This is a genomic window from Tabrizicola sp. T74, assembly GCF_057219935.1.
In genome coordinates, this window is sequence record NZ_JBXVVT010000003.1 from 409,840 (window position 1) to 420,537 (window position 10,698).

The 10,698-nt window shown below is 64.9% G+C and carries 12 protein-coding genes; 4 read left to right on the forward strand and 8 right to left on the reverse strand.

Features of this window, described 5'->3' with window-relative positions:
• The first annotated feature begins 146 nt into the window (after window positions 1-146).
• Complete coding sequence (locus AC2EAL_RS11485; protein WP_484724352.1) at window positions 147-527, forward strand: DUF4177 domain-containing protein; 381 nt, start codon at window positions 147-149, stop codon at window positions 525-527.
• Here the strand turns inward: AC2EAL_RS11485 and AC2EAL_RS11490 are convergent, their stop codons facing one another.
• The 6 genes from AC2EAL_RS11490 to AC2EAL_RS11515 all read right to left on the reverse strand — a co-directional run bounded on the left by AC2EAL_RS11490 (window position 528) and on the right by AC2EAL_RS11515 (window position 7,050).
• Window positions 528-1,628 (reverse strand): pyridoxal phosphate-dependent aminotransferase, encoded by a 1,101-nt coding sequence (locus AC2EAL_RS11490; RefSeq protein ID WP_484724353.1) that lies wholly within the window; start codon window positions 1,626-1,628, stop codon window positions 528-530. It abuts the gene before it with no gap.
• A gap of 126 nt (window positions 1,629-1,754) precedes the next feature.
• The gene (locus tag AC2EAL_RS11495; RefSeq protein WP_484724354.1) at window positions 1,755-2,084 is read right to left on the reverse strand and encodes a DnaJ family domain-containing protein; all 330 of its coding nucleotides are present in this window, start codon (window positions 2,082-2,084) and stop codon (window positions 1,755-1,757) included.
• A gap of 51 nt (window positions 2,085-2,135) precedes the next feature.
• On the reverse strand, window positions 2,136-2,546 hold the full coding sequence (locus AC2EAL_RS11500) for a hypothetical protein (RefSeq protein ID WP_484724355.1): 411 nt from the start codon (window positions 2,544-2,546) through the stop codon (window positions 2,136-2,138).
• A gap of 82 nt (window positions 2,547-2,628) precedes the next feature.
• Complete coding sequence (locus AC2EAL_RS11505; protein ID WP_484724356.1) at window positions 2,629-5,802, reverse strand: valine--tRNA ligase; 3,174 nt, start codon at window positions 5,800-5,802, stop codon at window positions 2,629-2,631.
• 55 nt (window positions 5,803-5,857) lie between these two features.
• Window positions 5,858-6,628, reverse strand: coding sequence for a hypothetical protein (locus tag AC2EAL_RS11510; protein WP_484724357.1), 771 nt, complete (start codon window positions 6,626-6,628; stop codon window positions 5,858-5,860).
• A complete protein-coding gene (locus AC2EAL_RS11515; protein WP_484724358.1) occupies window positions 6,625-7,050 on the reverse strand; it encodes an ABA4-like family protein in 426 nt (141 codons plus the stop codon). The genes AC2EAL_RS11510 and AC2EAL_RS11515 overlap by 4 nt, the downstream gene beginning before the upstream one ends.
• A 100-nt stretch (window positions 7,051-7,150) precedes the next feature.
• On the opposite strand from AC2EAL_RS11515, the gene AC2EAL_RS11520 reads away from it, so the two are divergent.
• Together AC2EAL_RS11520 and AC2EAL_RS11525 are read left to right on the forward strand one after the other, a co-directional pair.
• Window positions 7,151-7,732, forward strand: coding sequence for a TetR/AcrR family transcriptional regulator (locus tag AC2EAL_RS11520; RefSeq protein WP_484724359.1), 582 nt, complete (start codon window positions 7,151-7,153; stop codon window positions 7,730-7,732).
• Window positions 7,729-8,211 (forward strand): hypothetical protein, encoded by a 483-nt coding sequence (locus AC2EAL_RS11525; RefSeq protein ID WP_484724360.1) that lies wholly within the window; start codon window positions 7,729-7,731, stop codon window positions 8,209-8,211. The genes AC2EAL_RS11520 and AC2EAL_RS11525 overlap by 4 nt, the downstream gene beginning before the upstream one ends.
• Here AC2EAL_RS11525 and AC2EAL_RS11530 read toward each other — a convergent pair.
• Window positions 8,208-8,663, reverse strand: a complete 456-nt coding sequence (locus AC2EAL_RS11530) for an Lrp/AsnC family transcriptional regulator (RefSeq protein WP_484724361.1) — start codon at window positions 8,661-8,663, stop codon at window positions 8,208-8,210. The two genes, AC2EAL_RS11525 and AC2EAL_RS11530, sit on opposite strands and share 4 nt — an antisense overlap.
• Before the next feature lie 137 nt (window positions 8,664-8,800).
• Between AC2EAL_RS11530 and hppD the strand changes: the two genes are divergently transcribed.
• Entirely contained in the window at window positions 8,801-9,895 is a 1,095-nt protein-coding gene (gene hppD / locus AC2EAL_RS11535) for a 4-hydroxyphenylpyruvate dioxygenase (protein ID WP_484724362.1), read from the forward strand.
• A gap of 121 nt (window positions 9,896-10,016) precedes the next feature.
• On the opposite strand, the gene AC2EAL_RS11540 is transcribed toward hppD, so the two are convergent.
• Window positions 10,017-10,688: a DUF1028 domain-containing protein gene (locus AC2EAL_RS11540; protein ID WP_484724363.1), complete on the reverse strand. Its 672-nt coding sequence runs from the start codon at window positions 10,686-10,688 to the stop codon at window positions 10,017-10,019.
• Window positions 10,689-10,698 lie beyond the last annotated feature (10 nt).

Consider the following 10,698-nt stretch of genomic DNA (forward strand, 5'->3'; position numbering starts at 1 on the left):
TTCGAAAAGTCTTGCAAAATCCTTCGAAGGATTCTGGACCGCTCTGTTGCGCAACTGGCGCGGTTCTGCCGGAAAAGGTCTCCGTGATTTGCGACAAGCCGCAGAATCTACTATGTGTTTGCCCGGTACAGTGCGGGAGAGGCCCGATGCAGCGCTTTGAGTTCAAGGTCATTCCTGCCCCCAAGCGGGGCGAAAAGGCGCGGGGGGTAAAGACCACCGAAGACCGCTTCGCGCTGGCCCTGACCAACCTGATGAACCAGATGGGGGCCGAGGGCTGGGACTATGTCCGCGCCGATTCCTTGCCCTGCGAGGAACGGTCGGGCTTCACCAGCACCAAGACGACCTTCCAGAACATGCTGGTGTTCCGCCGGGTCATCCCTGGCAGCGCCTCTGAAGCGCAGACCGGCTCGCGCCTGATCCTGCAAGACCAGGTGCCCTCCGGTCCTCGCCTTGGCCCGGCCGAGGCGCCGATGCCGGGCAATGCCCCCGCGCTTGGCCCGGCGAAACCCGATCTCGCGGCCGAGTAATCAGCCCGCGGCCTTCAGCGCCAGGGGCAGCGTTTCTTCAAGGATATCAAGCGTCTGGTCGTCACCCAGGCTGATCCGGATGCGGCGGTCCAGGGGGGCTACGCCGGGCATGCGAATGAAGACGCCCAAGGCGCCCAGTTCCGCCAGCACCTTCCGCGCATAGTCCCCGTCCCGCCCGCAGTCGATGGTGACAAAGTTGGTGGCCGAGGGCAGGGGCCTGAGGCCGTTTGCCCCGGCAATAGCCGACAGGCGGGCGCGGGCGGCAAGGGTCTGATCCTGCACGTGTTTCAGCCAGTCCTTATCGGCCAGCGCCGCCAGCGCGCCCGCTTGGGAAACCCGGCTCATCCCGAAATGGTCGCGCACCTTGTCGAAGGCCAGCGCGAGGTCCGGGTTGGTGATCGCATAACCCACCCGCGCGCCCGCGAGGCCATAACCCTTTGAAAACGTGCGCATCCGGATGACCTGCGGGTGATCCGCCGGGATCGCCGGAACCGTGTCAGGCGGGGCGAGGTCGGCATAGGCCTCGTCCAGGATCAGAAGCGTGTGGTCGGGCAGGTTCGCCACCATCTCTTCCACCACCGAAGCCGGGTGGTGGCTGCCCATGGGGTTGTCCGGGTTGGCGAAGTAGATCAGTTTCGCGCCCAGGGATTTCGCCGTGGAAACAAGGGCTTCCGGGTCCTCGTGGTCACCCTTGTAGGGCACTCTCGTCAGCACCCCACCATAGCCTGCAACATGAAAGTTGAAGGTCGGATAGGCGCCAAGGCTGGTCACCACCGGTGTCCCAGGCTCCAGCACCAGCCGACACACCAGTCCCAACAGCCCATCGATCCCCGGCCCCACCGCGATATGCGCAGGCGTCACCCCATGATGCGCCGCAAGGGCCTGCTTCAGATCATGATTTTCCGGGTCGCCATACATCCAGGCACCCGTTGCCGCCTCCTGCATGGCCGCCACGGCCTTGGGCGACGGCCCGAACAGGCTCTCGTTCGCCCCAAGCCTCGCGCGGAACGGCACCCCCGTCCGGCGCTCCAGCGCCTCGGGTCCGGTGAAGGGCACGGTGGAGGGCAGGGCGGCGGCGTGGGGGGTCAGAAAGCGGCTCATGGCGCGGAGGCTGGCATGGCGTGGGGGCCGGACGCAAGGGGCCGCAAACGGCCCATCTACGACGCGTCTACCGGGCGTATTCATCCCATGCATACGCGCGTATGCATGGGCAAGGACGCAACGCCCCTAGCGCAGGAACTTCCGGCGGCTCTCCTCGGCGATGGCCTGCAGCATTTCCAGCCGCGCCAGCTCCGCCATCGCGGCCTTCCGCTCCGCCTCATCGGTCAAGCCTGCAAGCACCGCACGCTGCGCCGCGACCTGCTTCTTCAGCGTGATCTCCTCGGGCAGCACGCCGGCCTCTGCCATGATCCGGAAGCCCACTGCATCGCCGGGAGAGACGAAGGCATCGCCCGGGCGGTCGGGCAGGGGCTTGCCCTCACCCTCCAACCCTTGCAGCTGGCCCTTCAACCGGGCCTTCTGGATCTGGCGTTCCGCCAGGCGCGAGAGCCATGACATCGCAGTGCCTCCACCCGCAAGGTGGGCGCGCCCGGGCTCCGACGCAAGCCCCTATTGGGACTTCGCCCAGTTCACCGTCACCACATAGTCGGACAGTTCCGGCGGGCGACCCAGCTTTGCCAACTCTTCCGTCGTCGGCGCCAGGTCGACCAGGCCCCAGGTCCATCCCGCCGCGCTGGCAAGGTCCGTCGCGTCGTCACACAGGTTGCAGAGCACGATCTCTTGCTTGGCTGTCTTTGTCGACACGGTTATCTCGACGCGGATCATCCCCTCCCAGTAACAATCCGCACCCGCCGGGCAGCGGCCGTCCTCCACTTTGGTCACCAGGAGTGTCACGTCCGTATCTGGGACCAGCGTGGCTTCTCCACCTGGAAGGGCGATCTCGGGGAAGAGCTGCGGGGTCAGGGGGAAAGCGGCAGTGGCAAGGCCGATCAGGGCCAGAGAAGCAAGGGCAAGACGCATGGGCGTTTCCTTTCCGGGGTTGGCATCAGTCTGACGCGCCGGCCCCGGAAAGGCTTGGGTGGGGTTTCCTTACCCCCCGAAACTACCCCAGATCCGACAGGCGCTTCAGCGCCTCCTGCATCTTCGCGGCCTCGTCCTGACGCGCCTCCAGGTTCGACTGCGCTTCCATCACCACGTCCTCGGGCGCGGACTTGACGAAGTTCGGGTTGTCGAGCCGGCCTTTCAGCCCCCCGATTTCCTTCATCAGCTTGTCCAGGCCCTTTTGCAGGCGGGATTTCTCCTCGGCAATGTCGATCAGCCCTTCCAGCGGAATCGCAAAGGCCGCGCCCTCCGCCGCCACGGCGATAGAGCCCTTGGGGGCTGCGCCTTCGGAGACGTTGTCCACCCGGGCGAGGCGCTTGATGAGAAGTTCGTTGCGCTGGAAGGCCGCACGGGCCTCCTCCGTAAGGCTGGTCGCCACGAGGTCGGCCTTCAGGCCCACCGGCACATGCACCTGCGCGCGGGCCGACCGAATGTCGTCGATGAGCGTCGTGACGAAGGTCATCTCGCGTTCGGCGTCGCGGTCGATGAGGGTCGCGGGCAACTCCGGCCAGTCGGTGTGGACCAGCAGCTTCTCGCGCTTGCCCGTGGTGCCCCACAGCTCTTCGGTGATGAAGGGCATGAAGGGGTGGAGGAGGATCATGGACTGGTCGAGGACCCAGGCCATCGTTTGCCGCGTTTCCCCGGCGTCTGGGCCGTCGAACAGGGGCTTGGCGAATTCGACATACCAGTCGCAGACCTTGCCCCAGACGAACTTGTAAAGCGCATCGGCCGCCTGGTCGAAGCGGTAGTTCTCCAGCGCCTCGTTGACCTCGGCGAGCGTCTTGGCGGTTTCCCCGATGATCCACTTGTTCGCGGTGGCCGCAGGCGAGGGCGCGGGGCCGGTCGCGTGGCCTTCCCAGACCCCGTTCATCTCGGCAAAGCGGCAGGCGTTCCAGAGCTTGGTGCCGAAGTTCCGGTAGCCCGCGATGCGCTGGGTGTCGAGCTTCAGGACGCCGCCCAAGGAGGCCATCGCAGCATTCGCGAACCGCAGCGCGTCGGCGCCGTACTCGTCGATGATCTCCAGCGGGTCGATGACGTTGCCCAGGGACTTCGACATCTTCTTGCCCTTGGCGTCGCGGACCAGGCCGTGCAGGTAGACGGTGTGGAACGGAATGTCGTTCACCACGGCGAGCTGCATCATCATCATCCGGGCGACCCAGAAGAAGAGGATGTCCTGCCCGGTTACGAGGACCGAGGTGGGGAAGTATTTCTGCAGCTCCGGCGTGGGTTCCGGCCAGCCGAGCGTGCCGATCGGCCAGAGGCCGGAGGAGAACCAGGTGTCGAGGACGTCGGGGTCGCGGGCAATTTCTAGATTGATGTAGCGCCCTTCGTCACTCGGTCCGCCTTGCATCTTCCAAGCTTCACGCGGCGCGATTGACTCTTGGGGATACACCTTCGGGCTGCCGCGCTTTGCGCGCTCAGCGTTCTCCTTCTCCAACGAAGCGCTTCGATCCTGAGAGCTCGCATCCGGCGTAAATGCTGAAACCGTCACTTTGTAGTCAGGGAGTCCAGAAGCATAGAACTCCTGAGCTTTTTGGAGAGCTTCCGCTTCATTGTTTGCGCAGAATGGAACAGCGGAGCCTTCAAAGCCCTCCGCATTCTTGCCAATGATCGGCCCATACCAAACCGGAATCTGATGCCCCCACCATAGCTGGCGGCTGATGCACCAGGGTTCGATGTTTTCCAGCCAGTGGTAATAGGTCTTCTCTCCGCTCGGCGGGATGATCTTCGTGCGGCCGGTCCGCACCGCCTCCAGCGCAGGCTCCACGATCTTGGCGGTGTCGACGAACCACTGGTCGGTCAGCATTGGCTCGATAACGACCTTCGAGCGGTCGCCGAAGGGCTGCATGATCGGCTTAGACTCGACATACGGCACGCGTTCCAGGTGCTCGGCCCCGGTTTCCTTGTCGACGGATTTCTTGAGCACTGTGACCGCCAGCCCCTCGGCCGTGATCTGCTCGACCACGCGCTTGCGGGCCTCATACCGGTCCAGCCCGCGCAGCTCGTCGGGGACGAGGTTCAGGGCGTCGATCTCGGCTTCCGACAGCGTGAAGTGCTGCTCGGCGATGCCGGGGGTCGCATAGCCCTTGGCGACCAGCCAGGCGCGGGACATGCGCTGGGCGATCTGTGCCGCTTCGGCGTAGGGGACCCCATCCGCGCGCATCTGGGCGCGGGTGTCCATCAGGCGGTAGCAGGGGATGCCCGCGCGTTTGGCGACGCCGTAGTCGTTGAAGTCATGCGCCCCGGTGATCTTCACCGCACCCGACCCGAAGGTGGGGTCCGGGTATTCGTCCGTGATGATCGGGATCAGGCGGCGATGCTCTTTCGGTCCCACCGGAATTTCGCAAAGTTTCCCGACGATTGGCGCGTAACGTTCATCCGATGGATGAACCGCCACGGCCCCGTCGCCCAGCATCGTCTCGGGCCGGGTGGTGGCGATGGAGATATAGTCGCGAGTCTCGCGCAGCGTCACGCGGCCCTCGGCGTCCTTCTCGACATATTCATAGGTCTCCCCGCCCGCGAGCGGGTACTTGAAGTGCCACATATGGCCGGGGACTTCGGTGTTCTCGACCTCCAGGTCCGAGATCGCCGTCTCGAAATGCGGGTCCCAGTTCACCAGCCGCTTGCCGCGGTAGATGAGGCCCTTCTGGTACATGTCGACGAAGACCTTGATCACCGCGTCGTGGAAGTTGCCTTCCTCGCCCGCCGGGGCACCGGGGGCGCCCGACATGGTGAAGGCCTCGCGGTCCCAGTCGCAGGAGGCACCCAGGCGCTGAAGCTGGCCGATGATCGTGCCCCGCGACTTCTGCTTCTGCTGCCAGACGCGGGCCAGGAACTTCTCGCGGCCCATCGTCCGCCGATCCGGCTCTTGCGACAAAGCCATCTCGCGTTCCGTCACCATCTGGGTCGCGATGCCCGCGTGATCGGTCCCCGGCTGCCACAAAGTGTCGTCGCCCTGCATCCGGTGCCAGCGCGTCAGGATGTCCTGCAGCGTGTTGTTGAACGCGTGGCCCATGTGCAAGGAGCCGGTGACGTTCGGCGGGGGGATCATGACGGAAAAGGCGGGCCGCCCGGGCTTGGCATTGGCCCCCACGCGGAACGCCTTGGCATCGAGCCAGAGCTTCGAGATGCGGGCTTCGGCCTCGGTCGCGTTGAAGGTCTTTTCCATCGGCATGAGCATTCCCCTTGTCCGCGCGGGTATTAGCGAAACCCGCGCGGAAGGGAAAGCGTCAGAAGGGCGGCAGGCCCATCAGCGCGCGGGCAAAGCACCACGTCACCAGCAGGGCGAACCCCGCCGCCGTCGCCCAGACCACTCCCCGGCTGCCGGTCAGCCCGGCAAGTGGCACGACATGCATCGCGTGCGTCGCCAGGAAGTGGGGCAGGCGCAGATCGCCGACCTCCAGCGACCAGCCCATCAGCGGGAACCGCGCGCCGGTGACTGGCGTGCCGACCAGATGCCCCGGCAGCGAGGACATCGTCCCCGCGACCGGCACGGTCAGGACAAAGGTCAGCACCAGCCCCAGCGCCACCGCCAGCATCAGCGGGTCGGCCCGGTGCCGCCAGAACACCACACCCATCGTCAGCGACAAGGAGGTCAGCGTCACCGCCGCCACGCCCATAAGGCTGTAAAGGGCCATCCAGATGCCCTCGACGTTGAAATGCGATGCAGTGCCAAGGGCCGCCGCCCCGCCGATCCACAGAAGCTCGCCCAGGATGCAGGCCGTCACGATGCCGATGTAGATCTGCCAGCGCCGCGAGGTGAACGTGCCCTCGGGCAGCAGCATGGCGAACAGGGCAAGTGACCCAGTATAGACCGCCAAGGCCAGATGGAATTTCAATGGCTTGAGCCAGATATTGTCGTCCTGAAACAGCCGGTCATCCATCCCATAGGCCACCATCAGGGGCAGGGCCGCCAGGGCGATGAACAGGGTCAGGCGCAGAAGCTGCGGATGTGCGGGCGAAACGGCCCAGGTGCGGGGGGCGGTCAGGGTGGCGGTCATGGCAGGACCTTTCGGGTCAGGATGAAGCGGAGGATCGCAAAGGCCAGAAGGCCCGCGGGACCGAAGAGGAAGGTCAGCACCAGGCAAGGGATCACCATCCAGTGCGCGATGCCCTCGGCCCGGGCGGTGCGTACTTCCCAGGCGCCGATGAACAGGTCGAAGGCCAGGTAGTGGACCCAACCCGCCAGGGCGACATGGGGATGGGTGAACAGCGCCTGCACGTCGGACAAGGTGCTGAAGCCGCCGGGCGCTTCCCACCAATAGGCGAGGATCAAGCCGCTGTAGCCAAGGGACAGGACGAGCGGGATCGTCACGGCTGCCGTCATTTGCGCCACGCGCGGCGCCAGCGGAGAGGCCAGCAGTGCCAGCCAGCCCAGCATCGCCAGCGGGTTTGCAAGTTGGAACAGGGCGTCGGGGGACATCGGGGAATCCTTATCTTTACACTGTCAGGATTATGGGGCGGATCGTCGCGCCGTCAAGAAAAATCTTTACGGTGGAAAGATGGGGCGCTAAGCCTTGGACATGACGGAAAAACCCTATCACCACGGCGATCTGCGCGCGGCGTTGCTGGCAGCCGGTGAGGCCGAACTGACCGAAAAGGGGGTCGAGGGATTCTCGCTGCGGTCGGTCGCCAAGCGGGCGGGTGTCAGCCATGCCGCCCCGGCGCATCACTTTGGCGACACGAACGGGCTGCTCACGGCGCTGGCCACGGAAGGCTTTACCAAGTTCCAGGACACGCTGGACGCCCGTGAGCACGGCGCGACCGACGACCGTGACCGGGCAGTCCGCGCGGGGCTTGGCTATCTTGAATTCGCGCTTGCCCGGCCAGCGCTGTTCCGGCTGATCTTCTCCTCGGTGCGGCCCGACTTTGCCGCGCCCGATCTGGTGGCTGCAGCCAACCGGGCCTATTACCACCTCGTCGGGCTGGTGACGGCCCTCGGCGGGGGCGAGACGGATATCATTGCGCTCTGGGCCACCAGCCACGGCATCGCCGACCTGTCGGCAGACCGTAGAATGCTGGTTCTGCAGGGAAAATCGCCCGAAGAGCGTGAAGCGATGATCCGCGCTGTCCTTGTCCGCTGCTTGCCGGGAGGCGTTGGATGAGCTCTGGACCCGCTTCATGGGCCACCCCCATCGTCTTCGCCGCAGTCGCCCTGTACTGCTGGGTCGAGTGGCATCAGATCTCGGTCTCAGCGGCCCTGTTGGCCCGCGATCCGCTAGTTGCCCAGGCGACGATCATGGAGAAGAGACAACGCTCTGGATCAAACAGAGGACTTGCCAGCCTACTTGACCGCAACTGGGTGGTCGCACGCTTTGACGTGCAAGGCGGTGACAGGACCAGCGCGGAAACCAGTGTGTCTGAAGGACTGTTCAAGCGTCTTCAGGTCGGAGACCTTGTCGATATCCGCTATGCCTCATCCAATGCGCAGATCGCGGAAATTGAGCCGGGGACACTGGAAGCGGCAGCCAAGCTTCATCTGGTCGGGGCAATTGTGATTTCCGTGCTACTGCTGCTCTTGGGCACGATGATCGCCGTCTACCGGTCGGCAATGGCGCAGGTTCGGCGGTCGCAAGGCCACTAGACCGGTAGCCCGCTATCCGGTTTCGGTTGCGCCATCACGATCTGGCTTTGCACCCGCGCCACCGCCGGGTTCGGCAACAACCGGTTGTGGATCAGGTCGTTCAGCGCGGGCAGGTCGGCGCACCAGACGCGCAGGAGGTAATCCGCCTCGCCGGTCAGGGTCCAGCAGGCGACGACCTCGGGCAGGGTGGCGATCAGGCGCAGGAACCCTTGCGCCGTCTCGGGCGAATGTGCGGCCATCTGCACCTGAACAAAAGCCTGCACCGTCAGGCCAAGCTTTGCCGGCGACAGGCGCGCGGCATAGCCGGTGATAAGCCCGTCGGCCTCAAGCTTGGCGCGACGGCGGGCGGCCTGGCTGGCCGACAGGTTCAAATGGTCGCCCAGATCTTGCGCGGTGATCTGGGCATTGGCCTGCACGGCGGCAAGCAGGCGGGAATCGGTTGGGTCCAACATGCGAAAATCTCGCGCCAATGCTTCCAAGCTCAAGAAAAGCACGCATCATTCAGGCAACACAAGCCGAAAAATGCGCGCATCCTGCGGGGCAGGCGTGTCATTCTTGGCTTGAACAGGTCTGCCTGCAGGAGAACGCCATGGGACCCTTTCCGCACAACGCCCCGCGCGCAGTGCTTTCGCCCGAGAATCCCGCCGGGACCGACGGGTTCGAGTTCGTGGAATTCGCGCATCCCAACCCTGATGAACTGCGGGCGACCTTCTCCCGGATGGGCTACACTTTGACCGCGCGGCACAAGGCCAAGGCGGTGGAACTTTGGCAGCAGGGCGACATCACCTACATCTTGAACGACGAATCCGGCAGCCATGCCCGCAAGTTCGTCGAGGAGCACGGCCCCTGCGCGCCGTCGATGGGCTGGCGGGTTGTCGATGCAGAGCATGCCTTCAACCATGCTGTGAAGAACGGGGCGGAACCCTTTGAGGGACCAGAGAAAACACTGGACCTGCCCGCGATCCGGGGTATCGGCGGTTCGCTGATCTATTTCACCGACCGCTATGGCGACGCAAACCCCTACGACGCGGATTTCGACTGGGTCTCGGAGCCGAAACCGAAGGGGGTCGGCTTCCACTACCTTGATCACCTGACGCACAACGTCCATCGCGGCAACATGGACACTTGGTTCGACTTCTACGGGCGTCTCTTCAACTTCCGTCAGATCCGGTTCTTCGACATCGAGGGCAAGTTCTCCGGCCTGCATTCCCGCGCGCTGACCAGCCCCTGCGGCCGCATCCGCATCCCGATCAACGAGGACCGGGGCGAGACCGGGCAGATCGTCGAATACCTCAAGCGCTACAAGGGTGAGGGCATCCAGCACATCGCAGTTGGCACCGATGACCTCTATGCTGCGACCGACGCGATTGCCGAGGCCGGGGTCAAGTTCATGCCAAAGCCGCCGATGGCCTATTATGAGATGTCGAATACCCGCGTCGTCGGGCATCAGGAGCCGCTGGAGCGGATGGCCAAGCACGGCATCCTGATCGATGGTGAAGGGGTGGTGGATGGCGGCGAGACGCGGATTCTGCTGCAGATCTTTTCCAAGACCATGGTCGGGCCGATCTTCTTCGAATTCATCCAGCGCAAGGGGGATGACGGCTTTGGCGAGGGCAACTTCCGGGCGCTGTTCGAATCGATCGAGCAGGACCAGATCGACCGCGGGGTGCTGAAGGCGTCCTGAGCCTGCCGCGTCCGGGGGTAGGCAAGGCCCCTTCCTGCGGGTTAAGGAAGGGTAAACGTCCGCGCGTAAACATAGGTAATCAATAGATTATCCGGAAATGTCCACCGTGGACAGAGCCGGGCTATTCGTCCCCCGGCACCCCGTAGGACGGCGCCTGCGTCGGGTCCTCGGCCCGCTGGACATAGGCAGCCATCTGCGGGGCGTAGACGTCCCAGGCCTGCCGCAGCATTCCGATGGGATCGTCCGCCCAATCGATCCGCAGGTCGATCAGCGGCCAGTCCAGCCGGTCCGCCACCTTCAGCCCCGCCGAATGGACAGGCCCGGCCTCACCCCCTGCCCGGAGGCCTGCCTCCAGCGACTGCATCAGCCGTTCCCCCAGGTGACCCCTTGCGCCGGTGAAGGCCTCGACCATCGCCATCGGCACCAGTTCCCCCGCCAGCAGGTTTCCTCCCGCCGCGCAGTCCCCGGCCCGCGCCTCGCCCCAGATCCCCAGCACCTGACGGCCGGAATGGATCGCCGTGGCCCCGGTGCGGTCGACGACCAGAAGCTGGCGATAGTCGATGTGTGGCCTGCCGTTCTTGACCTTCGCCAGCGCCTCAGTGGCGGGCAGTCCTTGTTCCAGCTGGTCCAGGATCTGCGGGCCAAGGGCGGGGTCGGTGATGTTCTGCGAAGCGACCACCCCGACACCCGCCCGAACATGCGCGCAGCGCGCGGCGACGGCGGGAGAGGAAGAGGAGATCGCCATGCCGAACTGCCCGGTCCGGGCACAGCGAGCGATGATCGAGAAGGTCATGCGGGGGATC

Bases quoted from the DNA above. Each gene is read 5' to 3' on its own strand.
- hppD (WP_484724362.1), top strand. From the start codon at position 8,801: ATGGGACCCTTTCCGCACAACGCCCCGCGCGCAGTGCTTTCGCCCGAG.
- AC2EAL_RS11505 (WP_484724356.1), bottom strand. From the start codon at position 5,802: ATGCCGATGGAAAAGACCTTCAACGCGACCGAGGCCGAAGCCCGCATC.
- AC2EAL_RS11490 (WP_484724353.1), bottom strand. From the start codon at position 1,628: ATGAGCCGCTTTCTGACCCCCCACGCCGCCGCCCTGCCCTCCACCGTG.
- AC2EAL_RS11525 (WP_484724360.1), top strand. From the start codon at position 7,729: ATGAGCTCTGGACCCGCTTCATGGGCCACCCCCATCGTCTTCGCCGCA.
- AC2EAL_RS11495 (WP_484724354.1), bottom strand. From the start codon at position 2,084: ATGTCATGGCTCTCGCGCCTGGCGGAACGCCAGATCCAGAAGGCCCGG.
- AC2EAL_RS11485 (WP_484724352.1), top strand. From the start codon at position 147: ATGCAGCGCTTTGAGTTCAAGGTCATTCCTGCCCCCAAGCGGGGCGAA.
- AC2EAL_RS11500 (WP_484724355.1), bottom strand. From the start codon at position 2,546: ATGCGTCTTGCCCTTGCTTCTCTGGCCCTGATCGGCCTTGCCACTGCC.
- AC2EAL_RS11510 (WP_484724357.1), bottom strand. From the start codon at position 6,628: ATGACCGCCACCCTGACCGCCCCCCGCACCTGGGCCGTTTCGCCCGCA.
- AC2EAL_RS11515 (WP_484724358.1), bottom strand. From the start codon at position 7,050: ATGTCCCCCGACGCCCTGTTCCAACTTGCAAACCCGCTGGCGATGCTG.
- AC2EAL_RS11540 (WP_484724363.1), bottom strand. From the start codon at position 10,688: ATGACCTTCTCGATCATCGCTCGCTGTGCCCGGACCGGGCAGTTCGGC.
- AC2EAL_RS11520 (WP_484724359.1), top strand. From the start codon at position 7,151: ATGACGGAAAAACCCTATCACCACGGCGATCTGCGCGCGGCGTTGCTG.
- AC2EAL_RS11530 (WP_484724361.1), bottom strand. From the start codon at position 8,663: ATGTTGGACCCAACCGATTCCCGCCTGCTTGCCGCCGTGCAGGCCAAT.